Source organism: Burkholderia sp. RF7-non_BP4, from assembly GCF_001521935.1.
In the GTDB taxonomy this organism is placed as follows: Bacteria; Pseudomonadota; Gammaproteobacteria; order Burkholderiales; family Burkholderiaceae; genus Burkholderia; species Burkholderia diffusa.
In genome coordinates this window covers 19,498-37,209 of sequence record NZ_LOTA01000092.1, presented here as the reverse complement: position 1 = coordinate 37,209, position 17,712 = coordinate 19,498, and the positions used below count along the sequence as shown (strand labels likewise).

Sequence of the window (17,712 nt, the reverse complement as noted above, 5' to 3'; positions counted from 1 at the left end):
GCGCTCGCTCGCCAAGGGCGAGGCGATCACGCAGGACACGTCCACGCTCGAGAACCCGGCGATCCTCGAGCAGCTCGCCGAAGTGCGCTGACCGCGCCTGTTGCGCACGTTGCGCGCACGAGCCCCTGCGCGGCAATCCCGATTGCCCGCGCAGGGGCTTTTTGCTAAATAACGGCATGACCGTTCCGTCCCGTCCGGCGCCTGCCGCGCCGCCGCCCGTTCCCGAGCCGCTCGCGCGTGCCCATGCGCGCTATTGGCGTTTCAACGTCGTGCTGATCGTGGTGCTGATGGCGATCGGCTTCACGGTGTCGTTCGTCGTGCCGTTCTTCGCGCCCGCGCTCGCGGGCATCCGCTTCGCCGGTTTCAGCCTGCCGTTCTATGTCGGCGCGCAGGGCGCGATTCTCGTGTATCTCGTGCTGATCGTCGTCTACATCGGCTTGATGCAGCGCGCGGACCGCGTGCTGCGGCGCGCGTACGACGAACATGCGGCGCAGGCGGGCAATGCGCACCATGCCCGCTGATCCATGCTGACGCATCGACTGATTCGCGCGTACGCGCTTTACACGCTCGGCTTTCTCGGGTTCGTGCTGCTGCTGTGGCGGATCGAGCGCGCGACCGGTTCCGGCGTGTGGATCGGCTACGTGTTCCTGTTCGTGCCGATTGCCGTGTATGCGGTGATCGGGCTGCTGTCGCGTACGTCCGATCTCGTCGAATACTACGTGGCCGGGCGGCGCGTGCCGTCCGCGTTCAACGGGATGGCGACGGCGGCCGACTGGCTGTCGGCGGCGTCGTTCATCGGTCTCGCCGGCTCGCTCTACGCAACCGGCTACGACGCGCTCGCGTACGTGATGGGATGGACGGGCGGGTTCTGCCTCGTCGCGTTCCTGCTCGCGCCGTACGTGCGCAAGCTCGCGCGCTACACGATTCCCGATTTCCTCGGCACGCGCTTTTCGAGCACCGCAGTGCGCGCGCTCGCGGCCGGCGCCGCGATCCTGTGCTCGTTCGTCTATCTGGTCGCGCAGATTCAGGGGATCGGGCTGATCGCGACGCGCTTCATCGGCGTCGACTTCGCGATCGGGATCTTCTGCGGGCTCGCGGGCATTCTCGTGTGCTCGTTTCTCGGCGGGATGCGCGCGGTCACGTGGACGCAGGTCGCGCAGTACATCATCCTGATCAGCGCGATCCTGATTCCCGTGTCGCTGATCGCGATGAAGAACGGCCTCGGACCGGTGCCGCAGTTCAATTACGGCAAGCTGATGGAACGCGTGGCGGCGCGCGAGGCGCAACTGCGCGACGCGGCCGAGGAGCAGCAGGTGCGCGATGCGTATCGCCGGCAGGCCGCGGTCGTGCAGGCGCAGCTCGATCGCTTGCCCGCATCGTATGCGGACGCTCGCCGGCAACTCGTCGATCAGCTTGCTGACCTGCGGCGCCATAACGGGCCGCTGCGCGAGATCAATCAGCGCGAGCGCGAGCTGGCCGACTTCCCGCGCGACCCCACGGCGGCGCGCGTGACCTGGACCCAGGCGCGCGACGATCTGCTGGCACGCGCCGAGCCACCCGTGCCGATGCACGAGCCGTTTCCCGCGGCGAACGACGACGACCGCAAGCCGCGCGAGCGGAATTTCCTCGCGCTGCTGCTGTGCCTGTCGCTTGGCACCGCGAGCCTGCCGCACATCCTCACGCGCTACAACACGACGACGTCGGTCGCATCGGCCCGGCGTTCGGTCGGCTGGACGCTGTTCTTCATCGCGCTGTTCTACCTGAGCGTGCCGGTGCTCGCGGTGATGATCAAGTACGAGATTCTCACCAGCCTCGTCGGGCGGCCGATCGCCGAGCTGCCCGGGTGGGTCACGCAGTGGCACCACTTCGAACCGGATCTGATCAGCGTCGTCGAGGTGATCCGCGACGGCATCGTGCACTGGTCGGAAATCCAGATGCAGCCGGACATGGTCGTGCTGGCCGCGCCGGAGATCGCGGGGCTGCCGTATGTCGTGTCGGGGCTGATCGCGGCTGGCGCGCTGGCCGCGGCGCTGTCGACCGCGGACGGGTTGCTGCTGACGATCGCGAATGCGTTGTCGCACGACGTCTATTACTGCATGGTCGCGCCGGATGCGTCGAGCCAGCGGCGCGTGACGATCTCGAAGGTCTTGCTGCTTGGCGTCGCGCTGTTCGCGTCGTATGTCGCGTCGCTCAATACGGGGAAGATTCTGTTTCTGGTCGGGGCGGCGTTTTCGCTCGCGGCGTCGAGCTTCTTTCCGGTACTGGTGCTCGGGGTGTTCTGGAAGCGCACGACGACGCGCGGGGCGATCGCCGGGATGGTGACGGGGTTGGCGGTGTGCGTGTACTACATCGTGTCGACGTATCCGTACTTCACGCAGCTGACGGGGTTCGCCGGGCGGACGTGGTTCGGGATCGAGCCGATCAGTTCCGGCGTGTTCGGCGTGCCGGCGGGGTTTGCGGTGGCGATCGCGGTGAGTTTGCTCGATCGACAGCCGGATGAATATACGCGGGCGTTGGTGGATTACATTCGGCATCCGTGACGCGCAGGCGCCGGATGCGGGACATCGCGGCGGGAAAAAGAAAAGCCCCTTGATTTCTCAGGGAAATCAAGGGGCTTCATGTGTCCTGGCGGAGAGAGGGTCGTCGTTGCGTACCCGCCATGCCCTCGGGGTATCGTAGGACATTCGATATGGCCGCATGACAGAAGCGATACAGTAGACGGCACCTCGGGGGGCCACATCATGAACAAGAAGGTAATTGCCGTTCCAGTGGTTCTGACTCTGGTCGGCGGCTGCAGTAGTGTGGGGCCGGGTTTCGCAAATCATCCGGCGGATTGCGCACTCGGGATACCGTGGGCCGACTGTCTGCCCGGCACGCGGGGATATGCGAACGGCGGGGGGAGTCTGCATCGCAAGGAAGCTGCCGACGCCGCTCAGGCGCAGCACGATGCGCTTGTCGCGCAGTTCGATGCCGTACACAAGAAGTGCACAGCCGACATGTCGACGCCGGAGCTCGACCCCATTCGCGACAAGGTTGAATTTTCGCGAAAGCTGGACGAGCCACCTCCGTTCCAGTACGCGTCACTAGATGCCTTTCCGACAGCGATGGAACGGCCGCTTATTGCAAAGTGGGCAAAACTGCGAGATGCGTGCATGGAGCGCGAACGAACAGTCGACGTCATTCCCCCGAATGCGACACCACTGGACCTGTCATTCATCCGCCAAGAGATTGCGTTCGGAACTGAGGCTGAAGCAAAAGTAAGCGAGCTGGTCGTTGCGCTCTATCAGCAGAAACTCACTTACGGAGAGTTCGCGCAGCGTCGATACGAGATCGGTAAAGCAGCCGTTGATGTCGACCGGCAGTATCGAGAAGCCCGACTGATTCAGGACCAAGACCGTCAGCTTCAAGCGCAACAGATAGCTAACCAGCAGTTTGCGACCAATCTCAACGCGTGGGCCAATTACATGCACGTGGTCAACGCGCGCCAGCCTCGCACCGTGCGGCTGAACAACGTCCACTGCACTTCGACACAAATGGGTACTATCACGAACACGAACTGCTATTAAGCGACGGTGGCAGGAAAATGAGCTGCAAGATTACGCCAACTGCGCTTAACGGCCTCCAACCGTCGGAGGGTACAAGTGAACAACGAGAAGAAAGTAAATCTCTTATCAAGCCTCAGTACACGGGCGCGGAACAGGTGATGGATACCCGCGGGGAAACTCGCTTGGTTGGCATATCGTCTCCCCTGTTGGTGGCGAGTGCAAAATCCCGAGCTCGCGCAAAGCGGCTTCGATGACCTCCCGATAACGGGGCGGGCACGGTTTCTTGCGGGGCTCCGATCGAGTCGTACGCAACGAAAGGCGGTTCAGTTCCTTGACGTGCGCAATCCAGCACGACTGCATCACGCGTCCAGTTCGCTCGTATGCGAGCTTCTGAATTTGCTCGTAGACGCCCATGGTTTCCCCCGCCTGGTCTCGATGATGGTGGAGATCGTACCGACGCAGAGGGAGGAAATCGAGAGGAAAGTAGTTGCTCACGACGAGTGCCACTTGAGCAACGATAGCCGCGCCGACGATTGGCGGGTACAAATGAAAAACGGGCCGAGAGGCCCGTCTTTGCTAGTGTCCTGGCGGAGAGAGGGGGATTCGAACCCCCGATAGGCGATTAACCTATACACGCTTTCCAGGCGTGCGACTTAAACCACTCATCCATCTCTCCGGAAGACCGAGAGTATAGCAAACTCTGGCGGATGGTCGCCACTCCCTTCGGCGATTCGCCAAAATCGGCCGGGAAGCCGCCTCCCGCGGCTCGCAAGGCGGCCCGGCGTCGTTTCGAATGCGGCCGCGCAGAAGAACCGCGCCCCCATTCACGCCCGTGCCGGGACCCACGGCACCGCGAGTCTGCTATCTTCCCGGGCATGTCACCGCTTTCCCGCCTCTCCATGACCGACCGCATCGTCGCCGCATTCGATTTCGACGGCACCATCACCACCACCGACAGCTTTCGCCATTTCGTCCGCTACGCGGTCGGCACGCCGCGTTTCGCATGGGCCGGGCTGCGCGCGTTGCCGTGGATCGTCGCGATGAAGGCGGGCCTGTTGTCGCGCGGCGATGCGAAAGCGAAGTTCGCGTGGTTCGCGCTCGGGCCGATCCGCGAGGACGCGCTCGACGGATTGGCGCGCAGCTTCGTCGACGGCTACCTGCCGAACCTCGTGCGCCCGGACATGCTGGAACGGGTGCGCGAGCATCAGGCGCGCGGGCATGAAGTCGTGCTGGTCAGCGCGTCGCCGTCGCTGTATCTGGAGAAATGGGCGAAGACGGCCGGCATCGACACGGTGCTCGCGACGCGCCTCGCGTTCGAGCGCGGCACGTTCACCGGACGACTGAACGGCGAGAACTGCTGGGGCCCGCAGAAGGTCGTGCGCTTGCGCGGCTGGTGGGGCAATCGGCTGCCGGCGAAGCTGTTCGCCTACGGCGACAGCCGCGGCGACAAGGAAATGGCCGAACTCGCGAACTGGGCGTGGATCCGCGGGCAGGGGCCGATGCCGCCGATCGGCGACTGATGGACTGACGGGACCGGCGCGACGAGCGACGCCGCGCGCTGCCGTCAAGCGTCGGCCCGCCGCGTGCCGCGCACACCGCGAACCGGACGATACGCGCCCCACCGATTCGCACGCCTGAACGTGCCGACGTCGTTGAACCGCACGCCGACTTCACGCAGTGCCTGATGCGCGGTGCGCGCGGTCAGTTGCCGGATGTAGAACGGATCGCGCACCACGAAGTGATGAATCGCGTGCGTGCTGCCGAAGTTGAAGCAGAACAACTGGAACGGCAGCATCCACCACGGGTTGAGCACCTGAGTCTGCTGGATCACGTTGCGCGAATCGATGTCGCCGAAGTAATGCATGTTCGAGCTGACGAAGTTGATGCAGAAGCTGCGCACGAAGTTCGGCCCGAGCCACACGACCGCGAGGAAATCGACGACGTGCATCACGCGCTCGACGACGGCCGGCACGGTCACCGCATAGCCGAGCGCATGCAGCGCGAACAGGCCGGCGTGATAGACGATGAACGCGTGCCACAGCGCGTAGTACAGGTGACCGATCGGCATGTAGGACGACACCTGCTCGATGCGCAGTTGCACGCGTTCGGCCGCATCCTGCACCGGCTGCGCGGCCACGTATTGCTTGACCTTGCGGCGCATCGCATGCGGCCGCAGCACGACGGCGAGCATCCCGTCCGCGATCATCAGCAGCCGCTTCACGCCCCAGCGTTCGCCGTTGGTGATGCCGAATTCCTCGAGATCCGATTCGCCGCCCGACACCTTGTGGTGATGCAGGTGCATGCGCCGGCGCGTCCACGGGTTGATCGTGCCCGGCCGCGTGAGCCAGCACAGCGCCATCATCAGGTGATAGGCCCACGGCGTCTTCTTGAAGTACATCAGGTGGATCAGGTCGTGCTCGAGCTCGTGGATCAGCGACGTGACGAACGCGGCGAGCGGCAGCGCGACGTACCACGCGATCGCGCCGCGCGCATACAGCCAGGCGATCGCGAGCATCGCGCTCACCGACACGGCCATCACGGTCGCGCCGACGAGGTTCTGGTTGTCGAGCAACGGAAAGCGCGCGCGGATCGCGTCGCTCGCGGCGTTGACCTCGCGGCGGACGTACGCGACCTTGTCGGCGTCGTGGCGAAAGACGGTTCGTGCAGATTGGCTCATCGACCGGAATCCGTGCGGAAAGAGTGGGGCGCAATGCCGATGTGACAAGCATAGGTGCGCGTCGTGGCGCATGCGAGGGCCGCCGGTGCCAATGATGGTGTCATTTCGGGCCACATGGGCCCGCCCGCCGGCCTGCGCTGCGGCGTCATGCGGCTAGAGTGCCGCCGTGGTGTCATTGCGGGCCAGCGACGCTACAATCCGCCGAAACCGCTCCGGAGTCCGCCGCATGGCCCTGTCCGTCCCGGATGCCGCGCGCCAGCTGAACAAGGCGACGGTATCGTCCGCGTATGCGCTGTTCATGCTGATGCTCGCCGAGGAGCGCGGCATCGACGGCGGCCGGATTCTCGCCGGGTCGGGCGTCGAGCGCGACCGGCTTGCCCGGCCCGACGCGCGCATCACGCCGCTGCAGCAGGCGGCGATCGTGTTCAACCTGCTCGAGGCGACGGACGATCCGTCGATCGCGATAGAGATCGGCCTGCGCAGCAGTCTCACGAAATCCGGGCTGATCGGCTTCGGGCTGATGAGCTGCGCGACGCTCGGCGAGGCGATCGCGCTCGGGATCCGCTATCTGCCGACGCGCGTGCCGTTCTTTTCGGTGCGACTCGCGCAGCGCGACGGGATCGTCGATATCGACGTGCTCGAGGCATTTCCGCTCGGCCGGCTGCGCCAGTTCGCGGTGGAAAATTTCCTGGTCGAGACGGCGATCCTGTTCAACTCGCTGCTCGATCCCGCGCCGGGTCGCACGCTGCAGTCGCGCGCGGAGCTGCATTTCGAATGGCCCGAACCGCCGTGGTTCGAGCGCTATCGCGCGCGGCTGCCGCGCTGTCATTTCGACGCGAGCGCGAACCGCATCCGCTGCGACGCCGCGCTGCTCGACGAGCCGATCGGCACCGCGAACGCGCAGACCGCGCAGATGATCGTCCAGCAATGCGAGGCTGAACTCGCGCGCCTCGGCTATGCGGAAAGCATCGTCGAGCGCGTGCGCAACCTGCTGATCTGCGGCGACGCCGGTTATCCGTCGGTGGACGAAGTCGCGCGCGAGCTGCACGTGTCGGCGCGCACGCTGAAACGCAAGCTCGCGGAATTCGGCGCGACCTATTCGGCGCTGCTCGACGAGATCCGGCTGCGCGATGCGCTCCGGTTGCTCGAGGGCACGCGTCTGCCGGTCGACGAGATCGCGGCGCGGGTCGGCTATACCGACCGCGCCAATTTCACGCGGGCGTTCAAGCGCTGGACCGGCGTCGCGCCGAGCGAGCGGCGCTGATGGCGCGCAGGGCGGCGCGGGCCGGAGTCGGTCGTGCGCCCTGCATCGATCCATCGGTCATTCGACCCGTCAGACGATCGCAACCCAGTTCGCGCCGCGACCGCCCGGCACGCGCGCATGCAACGACAGCGTGCCGTCGCCTGGCGCGATCGCATAGACCGACACGTATTCCGACTGCTCGCCGCACGCGACGAGCCAACGTCCCGACGGATCGATCGCGAAACCGCGCGGCTGCGTTTCGGTGGCCGTCGCGTGCGCGGGTTCGAAGGTGCCGTCCGCATGGCGGCGATAGCAGAGCAACTGGCTCGACGTGCGTTCGCTGACATACGCGAAGCGCTCGTCGGGCGTCAGGTGGAGATCGGCGGCCCACACGGCGGGTTCGGTTGGCGCGGGCGGGCGCGCATGGCCTTGCGCGAGGTCGGCGACGGCCGGGTGACGCGCGCTGACCTGTGCGTCGCCGAGGCGGCCGCTGTCGACGTCGCGCGGGAAGGCCGCGAGCGTGGCCTGGAATTCGCTGACCGCGACGAGCGTGCGGCCGTCGCGCGCGAAGCGCAGGTGACGCGGGCCGAAGCCGCCCGGCACGCGCGTTTCGCCGTGCTCGACCGCGCGCAGGCCGCCGGCATTCTCGACCAGCGCGAACGTGAAGATCCGGTCCGAGCCGAGCGAGCTCACGTACGCGAACCGATTGTCCGGTGATACGACGACGGCATGCGCGTTCGCGATGCCGTCCGCGACCTGCAGCGGCTCGCCGTCGCCATCGCGCACGCGCGCGGCGTCGTAGAGGCTCAGCGCGTTGCCGCCGTAAGACGCGCCGAGCAGCCAGCGGCCGCTGCGATCGAGCGACAGGTACGCGTGGCTCGCGTCGATCGCGGTCGCGCCGATGCGGGCGAGCGCGCCGGTGCCCGTCGCGACGCGGAATGCGACGATCGTCGGCGCCGCGCCGCGCGTCGCGACGTACAGCCGCGCGCGATCGGGCTGCACGGCGACCGGCATCGCGACGTCGCCGGCCGGGTAGCGGGCGAGCGGCGCGAGCGCGCCGTCGGACGTGAGCGAGAACGTGGCGAGGTCGCCGTCGACGGCATTCGAGACGACGACGGTCAGGCGGTCAGTGTTCGGCATGACGGAGCATGGTGGTGTTCGTGAAGGACTCGTCGGCCGGCAGGCCGCGCGGCGGATCGCTGCGCCGGTGCGTGCGGGCGAACAGCGCGGCGACCGCGGCGACGAGGGAGGCGATCGCGAGCGCATACAGGCCGCCCGTGATCGAACCCGTATGTTGCTTCAGATAGCCGAAGGCCGTTGGCGCGACGAAGCCGCCGAGGTTGCCGACCGAGTTGATCAGCGCGATCACGGCGGCGGCCACGCGCGTGTCGAGGTAGCCCTGCGGGATCGGCCAGAACAGCGACGCCGCGGCCTTGAAGCCGAGCGCGGCGAAGCAGATCGACGCGAACGACCAGACGGGATCGTGCGACGTCGACGCGAACAGCCCGCACGCGGCGAGCACGAGCGCGAACGACAGCCAGCGCTGCGGATGCTTCCACTTCGCGGACAGCACCGCGAAGCCGTACATCGCGCCGATCGCGATCATCCACGGAATCGTGTTGTAGAGGCCGACCTGGAAATCGGTGAGGCCGCCCATCTTGCGGATGATGGTCGGCAGCCAGAAGGTGGCCGCGTAGATCGTCAGCTGGATCGCGAAATACAGGAAGCAGAACAGCATGATCTGCGGGTCGCGCAGCAGCGTGGCGGCGGATACGTGCACTTTCGAGCGCACGTCGCGGGTCGCGCGTTCTTCATCGAGCGCGTTCTGGAGCGCCGCGCGTTCGTCGGCGGTGAGCCACGTCGCGTCGCGGATGTGCGACTTCAGCAGCAGCCAGCTCGCGCCGCACAGCGCGACCGAGAACATCCCTTCGATCAGGAACATCCACTGCCAGCCTTGCAGGCCGAAGCCGTGGATCGACAGCAGCGCGCCGGTGACGGGCCCGGACAGCACCGACGCGAACGCGGAGCCGCCGAGGAAGATCGCCATCGCCTTGCCGCGCTCCTGCGGCGGCAGCCATTGCGACAGGTACAGCACGACGCCGGGGAAGAAGCCGGCCTCGGCCGCGCCGAGCAGGAAGCGCAGCACGTAGAACGACGTGTCGTTCCACACGAACGCCATCGCGGCGGCGACGATGCCCCACGTCGCCATGATCCGCGCGAGCCAGATGCGCGCGCCGTAGCGTTGCATCAGCAGGTTGGACGGCACTTCGAACAGCGCGTAGCCGACGAAGAACAGGCCGGCACCGAGCCCGTACGCCGCCGCGCCGATACCGATCGACGCTTCCAGGTGGCGATCGACGAAACCGACGTTCACGCGGTCGATGTAGTTCGCGATGAACATGATCAGCACGAGCGGCAGCACGTGCCATTTCACTTTCGAGACGGCGGACGCGAGCGGGTCGCGGCCGGGCAGGGCAGGCGTGGTCAAGGGAGTCTCCGGTCGGGCGGCGGACGAGGGCGGCGGCCCGCGTCGGCGTCGGGTGGTGGTCTAAGTAGTATGTCGTCGTATGACATGGTACGCCTGAGATTCTGCGATGGCGTCGCGGGTTTACCCGGAAAATGCGCAAATATTGGGCGATATCATGAGCATCCCATCAGCCCTTATCACATCTGATGACGTATGACATGGGTGGCGGCCAGACGGACGGGAACCGGCGCTCGGCGGGCTGCTTCGCACCGCCAGCGGCGTCAACCCGCAGGCGGCGCCGCTACGCCATCGACACGACGCTGTTCAGCAGCATTTTCACGAGCACGGCCTGGCGCGTGGCGCCCGTCTTCGCGAAGATGCCGCGCAGATGCGCGCGGGCGGTGTTCTTCGTGATGCCGGTGGCGGCGGCCGCTTCGTCGAGCGTCAGGCCGTCGACGAGCAGCAGCGCGATCTCGGTTTCCATCGGCGTGAGGCGAAACAGCCGGTGCAGCATGTCGCGCGAGGTCTGCGGCGACGACGCCGGATCGCGGACGAACACCGCGACGGCCGGCCGGTGCTGGCGGTCCTCCGCGCCGCGATAGGGCGCGAGCGGGCGCAGCAGCACGTTCAACGGCATCGCGCCGCCGGGGCGCGACAGCGTGGTGGCCTCGATGCGCCCGAGCGCGCCCGTGCGGAAATGCTCGAGCGCGGCCTGCAGCGCCTTCTGCAGCCGGCGCTCGTCGAGCGGGCACGACGCGTGGAGCCGCTCCTGGCGCAGGCACAGTCCGTCCTGCTGCGCGATCAGCCGTTCGGCGATGCGGTTGTGCTTGATCACGCGGCCGTCCTCGTCGAGGATCGCGGTGCCGACGTCGAGCCGGTCGACGGTGCCCGCGTACAGCGCGCGCTCGGCGTCGAGCACGTCGAGCGCCGCATGCAGCTCGATCGCGCGCTGCAGGTGGGGCAGCAGCGTCGCGACCCGCGCGCGTTCGGCCGCGTCGAAATCGCGGGCATGATGCGGGCGGCTCACGAAGAACGCGCACTCGACGCCGCGCTCGCCGCGCAGGTTCGCGCCGAGGATGAAGCGCAGGTCGAGCGGCTGCAGGTACTGCCGGTAGAAGTCGTGCGCGCGCCAGCGGGCGGCGCCGAACAACCCGTCGGCCGTGAACACCTGGCCGGGCGGCTGGTCGAGAAACGGGCACAGCGCATAGAACTGCTCGCTGTACGACGGCTCGCCGGGCAGCAGCGGGCCGTCGGCCGATGCGTTGATGATGAGCCCGCGCCGCGAGCCGCCGGGGTTGCGCAGCACGAGCGTCGTGAAGCGCGCGTCGAGCCGCACGCGGATCGCTTCGAGAAAGCCCGCCCACGGCGTCGCTTCGGACAGGCCCTGATAGACGAGCCCGAGCCACGCGCTGAGTTCGCGGGCCGTCCATGCCGCTTCGTCGAAACCGTCGTGCGCGGCCGTGTCGTCGGGCGCCAGCGCGATCCGCATGCTCGAGTTCTCCTGGGGCGGGGTGAATGCGTCCGACCCAGCATACCGGCCGGCCGGCGGCCCGCGTCATCCGAACGGAGTAGACGACGCGGGCCGTGCCCGTGCGACGCGGCCGGCGAGGGTCAGGCGATGCGCTCGCGCAGCAGGTACGCGACGATGCGGTCCGCCGCCGCTTCCGGCGACTCGGCCACCGTGTCGATGCGCAGTTCCGGCTGCGCGGGCGGCTCGTACGGCGAGTCGATGCCCGTGAAGTGTTTCAGTTCGCCCTTGCGCGCCTTCTTGTACAGCCCCTTCGGATCGCGTTCCTCGGCAACCGCGAGCGGCGTGTCGACGAACACCTCGACGAACTCGTCGGCACCGACCAGCGCGCGCGCCATGTCGCGTTCCGCACGGAACGGCGAGATGAACGACACGAGCGTGATGAGCCCGGCATCGAGCATCAGCCGCGCGACTTCGGCCACGCGCCGGATGTTCTCCACGCGATCGGCCTCGGTGAAGCCGAGATCGCGGTTGAGCCCGTGCCGCACGTTGTCGCCGTCGAGCAGGTACGTGTGCTTGCCGAGCGCATGCAGCCGCTGCTCGACGAGGTTCGCGATCGTCGACTTGCCCGCGCCGGACAGCCCGGTCAGCCATACGATGCGCGGCGTCTGCGCCTTCTGCGTCGCGCGCGCGTCGCGGTCGACGTCGACGGCCTGCCAGTGCACGTTGTGCGCGCGGCGCAGCGCGAAGTGCAGCATCCCGGCGCCGACCGTGTCGTTGGTGAAGCGATCGATCACGATGAAGCCGCCCGTGTGACGGTTCCGGTCGTACGGATCGAACGCGACGGGCCGGTCGAAGCTCAGGTTGCACACGCCGATCTCGTTCAGCGCGAGCGTGCGCGCGGCGAGATGCTCGCGCGTGTTCACGTCGATCTTGTACTTCGGCGTCGCGCAGGTCGCGCCGACCGTCTGCGTGCCGAGCTTCACGAGATACGGCCGGCCGGGCAGCAGCGGGTCGTCGTGCATCCACACGAGCGTCGCCTCGAACTGATCGGCCACCTCCGGCGGCGCGTCGGCGCGCGCGATCATGTCGCCGCGGCTGATGTCGATTTCGTCGGCGAGCGTGAGCGTCACCGCCTCGCCGGCACGCGCGACGTCGGCTTCGCCGGCCGGCGTGATCACCGACGCGACGCGGCTTTCCCGGCCGGACGGCAGCACGCGCACGCGCTCGCCGACACGCACTTCGCCGGATGCGATGCTGCCGGCATAGCCGCGGAAGTTCAGATGCGGACGGTTGACCCATTGCACGGGCAGGCGGAACGGTTCGTCGCGCGTCACGCGCTCGACGAGCGGCAGCGTGTCGAGATGCTGCATCAGCGGCGGGCCCGCGTACCACGGCATCCGCGTGCTCGACGCGATCACGTTGTCGCCGCGCAGCGCGGACATCGGAATGCTGACGATCTCGTCGAGACCGAGCTCGGCCGCGAACGCGCGATAGTCGGCGTCGATGCGCTCGAACACCGCGCGATCGTAGTCGACCAGATCCATCTTGTTGATCGCGAGCACGACGCGTCTGATGCCGATCAGCGCGACGAGATGGCTGTGGCGGCGCGTCTGCGTGAGCACGCCCTTGCGCGCGTCGATCAGGATCACAGCGAGGTCGGCGGTCGACGCGCCGGTGATCATGTTGCGCGTGTATTGCTCGTGGCCGGGCGTATCGGCGACGATGAACTTGCGTCGCGCGGTCGCGAAGAAGCGGTACGCGACGTCGATCGTGATGCCCTGTTCGCGCTCGGCCGACAGGCCGTCGACGAGCAGCGCGAAATCGAGGTCGCCGCCTTGCGTGCCGACTTTCTTCGAATCGGCTTCGAGCTGGGTCAGCTGGTCGTCGAACAGCATGTTCGATTCGTAGAGCAGGCGACCGATCAGCGTGCTCTTGCCGTCGTCGACGCTGCCGCACGTGATGAAGCGAAGGAGGTCCTTCGTCCGGGCATCGTCGGCATGCGGGACGGGAGCCGGGTGCGCGAGCGCCTCGGGCGCGGTCAGAACGTGTGCCATCAGAAATATCCCTCCTGTTTCTTCTTTTCCATCGAGCCGGCCGAATCGCTGTCGATCAGGCGTCCCTGGCGCTCGGACGTGCGCGTGTCGCGCATCTCCTGCAGGATCTCGTCGAGCGAGCTCGCGTCGCTGTCGATCGCGCCCGTGAGCGGATAGCAGCCGAGCGTGCGAAAGCGCACCTTGCGCAGCTGCGGCACTTCGCCTTCGCGCAGCGGCAGGCGTTCGTCATCGACCATGATCAGCGCGCCGTCGCGCTCGACCACCGGCCGCTCCTTCGCGTAGTAGAGCGGCACGATCGGAATGTCGTGCAGCTGGATGTACTGCCAGACGTCGAGCTCGGTCCAGTTGGAAATCGGAAACACGCGCAGGCTTTCGCCGCGGCGCTTGCGCGCGTTGTACAGCGACCAGAGTTCGGGCCGCTGGCGCTTCGGGTCCCAGCGGTGCTGCGCCGAGCGCAGCGACACGATGCGCTCCTTCGCGCGCGATTTCTCCTCGTCGCGGCGCGCGCCGCCGAACGCGGCGTCGAAGCCGTAGTGGTCGAGCGCCTGCTTGAGCCCTTGCGTCTTCCACACGTCGGTGTGCACGGCCGAGCCGTGCGTGAACGGATTGATGTCGTTCGCCACGCCGTCGGGGTTCACGTGCACGCGCAGGTCGAGGCCGAGACGCTCGGCGGTCGCGTTGCGAAACGCGATCATCTCGCGGAACTTCCACGTCGTATCGACGTGCAGCAGCGGAAAGGGCGGCTTCGCCGGGTAGAACGCCTTCATCGCGAGATGCAGCATGACCGAGCTGTCCTTGCCGATCGAATAGAGCATCACCGGGTTTTCGCTTTCCGCGACCACCTCGCGCATGATGTGGATGCTTTCGGCCTCCAGTCGCTCCAAGTGGGTCAACATCGTTCGTCTCCTTGTTGCATGCCGGCGCCGCGCGACATGTGCGGCGTTTCGTGCATGACGCCAACGGTATCGAGCGACGGCGGTGCCGTTCTTCGTCCGGGTGGACTAAACCGCGGCACGGCGGCGCAGCGGATCTTTCCTTAGTCCACCCGGACGAAGTGGCGCGTGGAGCGCTCGCTTAAGGTGAGCGCTCGACCACCGGCGGAGACGACACATGACGGACGACACACGTGCCACGCAACTGCTTTCGGGCCAGACCTGGGCCGATTTCTGCGACACCCTGAAACGCAGCGGACAGCAGATCCTGCGCGCCGAGGCACCGGGCGATCCGCTCACGCGCGCGGAAGGGTTCCGCTACCTGAGCCGGCTGTTGCGCATCGCGCTCGAAATGCACGTCGAGTTCGCGGACGGCGCATGGCCCGGCTTCTTCTCGCCGTCGCACGAGACCGCGAAGATCGGCGCCGACAATCCCGACAACCTGTACCAGTACGCGCGCCTCGACGGCCGCTGCGACTATCGCGTGACGGGGCGGCGCGGCACGGTCGCGTACCTGAGCTTCGGCACGCAGAAGGGCGGCTACGAGACGGACGGCAAGATGCTGCAGACCGGGTTTCTCGATGCGAAGCAGCTCGAGATCGCGCCGGACGGCAGCTTCGAGATCGTGCTGAGCGCGACGCCGCGCGCGGGCAACTGGGTACGCATGGAGCCGGATACGAACGCGCTGCTGGTGCGTCAGACCTTCCTCGACCGGCGCGCGGAGACGCCCGCGCAACTGAAGGTCGAGCGCATCGGCGCGCAGGAGCGCCCGGCGCCGCTCGACCCGCTCGTGCTGCAGGGCGGCCTCATGCGCGCCGCGCGGTTCGTCGAGCAGACGTCGAAGCTGTTCGCCGACTGGGCCGCGAGCTACAGGGCGCACGTGAACGCGCTGCCGCCCGCGGACCAGGCGCTGTGCCAGTCGGTCGGCGGCGATCCGAACATCTACTACTACCACTCGTGCTGGTCGCTGGCCGACGACGAGGCGCTCGTGATCGACGTCGACACGGTGCCCGACTGCGACTTCTGGAACGTGCAGCTCAACAACTACTGGATGGAGTCGCTCGACTACCGGCACTTCGACATCTGCGTGAACAAGCACGGCGCGCGCCTGAATGCCGACGGCGGCGTGACGGTGGTGGTCGCCGCGTCGCGGCCGGGCGGCGCGAACTGGCTCGATACGGCCGGGCATCGCACCGGCACGATCTGCTGGCGCTGGGTCGGCGCCGCGCGGCCGGTGCATCCGCGCACGCGCGTCGTCAAGCTCGCCGCGCTGAAGGAGGCCGCATGAACGCGCCGCTCGACCGGACCCGCACGCTGCTCGATGCCGACGGGCTGATCGCCGAGGCCGTGTCGCGCACGGGCGGTCTCGCCGCGTTCGGCGATGGCCCGTATCGCGAGGCGCTCGACGTGATGTGCGCATCGCTGATCGACGAGGCGCGGCTCTCCGCGCGCGGCGCGGAGATGATGCGCGAGAAGCTCGTCGGCCAGCTCGCGAACCGGCTCGTCGTCGAGGATTACTGCCGTCGTCATCCGGAGATCGCCGACATCGAGATCGACGATCCGCTCGTGATCGTCGGCCTGCCGCGCACCGGCACGACGCTGCTGCAGCGGCTGCTCGCGGTCGACCCGCGCTTTCATTCGGCCGCGTGGTGGGAAACGCGCTATCCGGCGCCGCTCGCCGGCGAGACGCTCGACGCGCCGACCGTGCGCATCGCGCGCGCGCGGGCCGAGGTCGCGACGATGATCGACTGCATTCCGCAGATCCTGACGATCCATCCGCTCGACGCGATGCTCGCCGACGAGGAGTTCATGCTGATGGAGCATTCGTTTGTGTGCGCGATGGATTCGTACGCGAACGTGCCGGGCTATACGGCGTGGCTCGCGAAGCAGGACCTGACGCCCGTCTATACGTATCTGAAGCGGATGCTGCAGTTCCTGCAGTGGCAGAAGGCGCGGCGCGGCGTCGCGCCGGCCGAGCGCTGGCTGCTGAAGACGCCGCAGCACCTGCATGCGCTCGACGTGCTGTGCCGCGTGTTTCCGCGCGCGCAGGTGGTGCTCACGCATCGCGATCCGGCGCAGACGATTCCGTCGATGGCGAGCATGGCACACACTCTGTGGCAGATGTACGCGGACGACCCCGATCCGCGCACGGTCGGCGCGCAGTGGAACGCGGGGATGGCGCGCGCGATCGGCGCGGCGATGACGGCGCGCGACGCGCTGCCGCCCGAGCGGTTTCTCGACGTGCGTTTCGAGGACACCGTGTCGAATCCGCTCGGCGTCGCGCAAGCCGTGTACGGCTTCGCCGGCATGCCGCTCGATGCACGGCAGCGCGCGGCGATGTCGGACTGGATCGCGCGCAACGGCCGCGACAGGCGCGCCGCGCACGACTATTCGATCGCGCGCTTCGGCTTCACCGATGCGCAACTGGCGCACGACTTCGCCGCGTATCGCGCGCGGCACCTGCGGGCGGCCGGCTGACCGCGCGCCCGCGACACCAACGACAACCAGGAGACAACCCATGTTGCTGAAGGACAAGATCGTCGTGATTTCCGGAATCGGTCCGGGGCTCGGCGTGAAGCTCGCCGTCGAGGCGGCACGCGAGGGCGCGCGCGGCGTGGTCGTCGCGGCACGCACGATGGAAAAGCTCGACGACGCGGAAACGCGGATCCGCGCACTCGGCGTCGTGTGCGACGTGCTGAAGGTGCGAACCGACATCGCCGAGCGCGCGCAGTGCCGGCAGCTCGCGACGCAGGCGGTCGAGCGCTTCGGCCGGATCGACGCGCTCGTGAACAGCGCGTTCGTGCACGGCACGTTTCCGGAGGCGGTCGAGGAAGCCGATCTCGATGGCTGGCGCGCGGTGTTCGACACCAACGTGTTCGGCACGATGACGCTCACGCAGGAAATCGTCCCGCACATGAAGCGGCAGAAACGCGGCGCGATCGTGATGATCAACACGCAGGCGACCCGCAAGCCGTTTGCAGGGGAATCGGGCTACGCTATGTCGAAGGGCGCGCTCGCCGTTGCGGCAAAATACCTGGCACGCGAGCTCGGCGTGCACGGGATCCGCGCGAACAGCATCCACATGGGCTGGATGTGGGGCGTGCCGACGCAGACGTATTTCCGGCAGGCGGCAGCCGAGTACGGGGTGACGGAGGAGGAGATCGTCGCGCCGATCGCATCGAACATCGCGCTCGCGAAGCTGCCGACCGACGACGACTGCGCGCGCGCGGCGCTGTTCCTCGCGTCGGATTACGCGAACGCGGTGACCGGCGCGACGCTGGACGCGAACGGCGGCGACTTCATGCCCTGAGGACGGAGCGACG

General features: G+C 67.5%; 14 protein-coding genes and 1 tRNA gene. 8 read left to right on the top strand and 7 right to left on the bottom strand.

Annotated elements, in window-relative coordinates; genetic code table 11:
* Positions 1-176 precede the first annotated feature (176 nt).
* The 3 genes from WS49_RS29390 to WS49_RS29380 all read left to right on the top strand — a co-directional run bounded on the left by WS49_RS29390 (position 177) and on the right by WS49_RS29380 (position 3,566).
* Positions 177-521: a DUF4212 domain-containing protein gene (locus tag WS49_RS29390; protein ID WP_059535728.1), complete on the top strand. Its 345-nt coding sequence runs from the start codon at positions 177-179 to the stop codon at positions 519-521.
* Between the two features lie 3 nt (positions 522-524).
* Complete coding sequence (locus WS49_RS29385) at positions 525-2,540, top strand: sodium:solute symporter family protein (protein ID WP_059535726.1); 2,016 nt, start codon at positions 525-527, stop codon at positions 2,538-2,540.
* 201 nt (positions 2,541-2,741) lie between these two features.
* Positions 2,742-3,566, top strand: coding sequence for a hypothetical protein (locus WS49_RS29380; protein WP_059596274.1), 825 nt, complete (start codon positions 2,742-2,744; stop codon positions 3,564-3,566).
* A 564-nt stretch (positions 3,567-4,130) separates the two neighbouring features.
* On the opposite strand, the gene WS49_RS29375 is transcribed toward WS49_RS29380, so the two are convergent.
* Positions 4,131-4,221: transfer RNA gene (locus tag WS49_RS29375), tRNA-Ser, on the bottom strand.
* A gap of 223 nt (positions 4,222-4,444) precedes the next feature.
* Between WS49_RS29375 and WS49_RS29370 the strand changes: the two genes are divergently transcribed.
* The gene (locus WS49_RS29370; RefSeq protein WP_059535722.1) at positions 4,445-5,065 is read left to right on the top strand and encodes an HAD family hydrolase; all 621 of its coding nucleotides are present in this window, start codon (positions 4,445-4,447) and stop codon (positions 5,063-5,065) included.
* A 44-nt stretch (positions 5,066-5,109) separates the two neighbouring features.
* Here WS49_RS29370 and WS49_RS29365 read toward each other — a convergent pair whose 3' ends face one another.
* Complete coding sequence (locus WS49_RS29365) at positions 5,110-6,222, bottom strand: fatty acid desaturase (protein ID WP_059535721.1); 1,113 nt, start codon at positions 6,220-6,222, stop codon at positions 5,110-5,112.
* Between the two features lie 226 nt (positions 6,223-6,448).
* On the opposite strand from WS49_RS29365, the gene WS49_RS29360 reads away from it, so the two are divergent.
* The gene (locus WS49_RS29360; protein ID WP_059535719.1) at positions 6,449-7,486 is read left to right on the top strand and encodes an AraC family transcriptional regulator; all 1,038 of its coding nucleotides are present in this window, start codon (positions 6,449-6,451) and stop codon (positions 7,484-7,486) included.
* 69 nt (positions 7,487-7,555) lie between these two features.
* Here WS49_RS29360 and WS49_RS29355 read toward each other — a convergent pair whose 3' ends face one another.
* The 5 genes from WS49_RS29355 to cysD form a co-directional block, all read right to left on the bottom strand.
* A complete protein-coding gene (locus WS49_RS29355; protein ID WP_059535717.1) occupies positions 7,556-8,605 on the bottom strand; it encodes a lactonase family protein in 1,050 nt (349 codons plus the stop codon).
* The gene (locus WS49_RS29350) at positions 8,592-9,953 is read right to left on the bottom strand and encodes an MFS transporter (protein WP_059535716.1); all 1,362 of its coding nucleotides are present in this window, start codon (positions 9,951-9,953) and stop codon (positions 8,592-8,594) included. The genes WS49_RS29355 and WS49_RS29350 overlap by 14 nt, the downstream gene beginning before the upstream one ends.
* A gap of 280 nt (positions 9,954-10,233) precedes the next feature.
* Positions 10,234-11,421 carry a helix-turn-helix transcriptional regulator gene (locus WS49_RS29345; protein ID WP_059535714.1) on the bottom strand — a complete coding sequence of 396 codons (1,188 nt, stop codon included), beginning with the start codon at positions 11,419-11,421 and terminating at the stop codon, positions 10,234-10,236.
* A gap of 122 nt (positions 11,422-11,543) precedes the next feature.
* Complete coding sequence (gene cysN, locus WS49_RS29340) at positions 11,544-13,457, bottom strand: sulfate adenylyltransferase subunit CysN (RefSeq protein WP_059535713.1); 1,914 nt, start codon at positions 13,455-13,457, stop codon at positions 11,544-11,546.
* Positions 13,457-14,353 carry a sulfate adenylyltransferase subunit CysD gene (cysD, locus tag WS49_RS29335; protein ID WP_059535711.1) on the bottom strand — a complete coding sequence of 299 codons (897 nt, stop codon included), beginning with the start codon at positions 14,351-14,353 and terminating at the stop codon, positions 13,457-13,459. Before cysD ends, cysN begins: the two co-directional genes overlap by 1 nt.
* Before the next feature lie 214 nt (positions 14,354-14,567).
* Between cysD and WS49_RS29330 the strand changes: the two genes are divergently transcribed.
* The 3 genes from WS49_RS29330 to WS49_RS29320 are packed head-to-tail and all read left to right on the top strand — an operon-like array spanning position 14,568 to position 17,699.
* A complete protein-coding gene (locus WS49_RS29330) occupies positions 14,568-15,677 on the top strand; it encodes a DUF1214 domain-containing protein (RefSeq protein ID WP_059535709.1) in 1,110 nt (369 codons plus the stop codon).
* Entirely contained in the window at positions 15,674-16,867 is a 1,194-nt protein-coding gene (locus WS49_RS29325) for a sulfotransferase family protein (protein ID WP_059535707.1), read from the top strand. Before WS49_RS29330 ends, WS49_RS29325 begins: the two co-directional genes overlap by 4 nt.
* A 40-nt stretch (positions 16,868-16,907) precedes the next feature.
* Positions 16,908-17,699: an SDR family oxidoreductase gene (locus WS49_RS29320; RefSeq protein ID WP_059535705.1), complete on the top strand. Its 792-nt coding sequence runs from the start codon at positions 16,908-16,910 to the stop codon at positions 17,697-17,699.
* Positions 17,700-17,712 lie beyond the last annotated feature (13 nt).

Coding starts and splice junctions, on each gene's coding strand:
- WS49_RS29390 (WP_059535728.1), top strand. CDS start 177: ATGACCGTTCCGTCCCGTCCGGCGCCTGCCGCGCCGCCGCCCGTTCCC.
- WS49_RS29385 (WP_059535726.1), top strand. CDS start 525: ATGCTGACGCATCGACTGATTCGCGCGTACGCGCTTTACACGCTCGGC.
- WS49_RS29380 (WP_059596274.1), top strand. CDS start 2,742: ATGAACAAGAAGGTAATTGCCGTTCCAGTGGTTCTGACTCTGGTCGGC.
- WS49_RS29370 (WP_059535722.1), top strand. CDS start 4,445: ATGACCGACCGCATCGTCGCCGCATTCGATTTCGACGGCACCATCACC.
- WS49_RS29365 (WP_059535721.1), bottom strand. CDS start 6,222: ATGAGCCAATCTGCACGAACCGTCTTTCGCCACGACGCCGACAAGGTC.
- WS49_RS29360 (WP_059535719.1), top strand. CDS start 6,449: ATGGCCCTGTCCGTCCCGGATGCCGCGCGCCAGCTGAACAAGGCGACG.
- WS49_RS29355 (WP_059535717.1), bottom strand. CDS start 8,605: ATGCCGAACACTGACCGCCTGACCGTCGTCGTCTCGAATGCCGTCGAC.
- WS49_RS29345 (WP_059535714.1), bottom strand. CDS start 11,421: ATGCGGATCGCGCTGGCGCCCGACGACACGGCCGCGCACGACGGTTTC.
- cysN (WP_059535713.1), bottom strand. CDS start 13,457: ATGGCACACGTTCTGACCGCGCCCGAGGCGCTCGCGCACCCGGCTCCC.
- cysD (WP_059535711.1), bottom strand. CDS start 14,353: ATGTTGACCCACTTGGAGCGACTGGAGGCCGAAAGCATCCACATCATG.
- WS49_RS29330 (WP_059535709.1), top strand. CDS start 14,568: ATGACGGACGACACACGTGCCACGCAACTGCTTTCGGGCCAGACCTGG.
- WS49_RS29325 (WP_059535707.1), top strand. CDS start 15,674: ATGAACGCGCCGCTCGACCGGACCCGCACGCTGCTCGATGCCGACGGG.
- WS49_RS29320 (WP_059535705.1), top strand. CDS start 16,908: ATGTTGCTGAAGGACAAGATCGTCGTGATTTCCGGAATCGGTCCGGGG.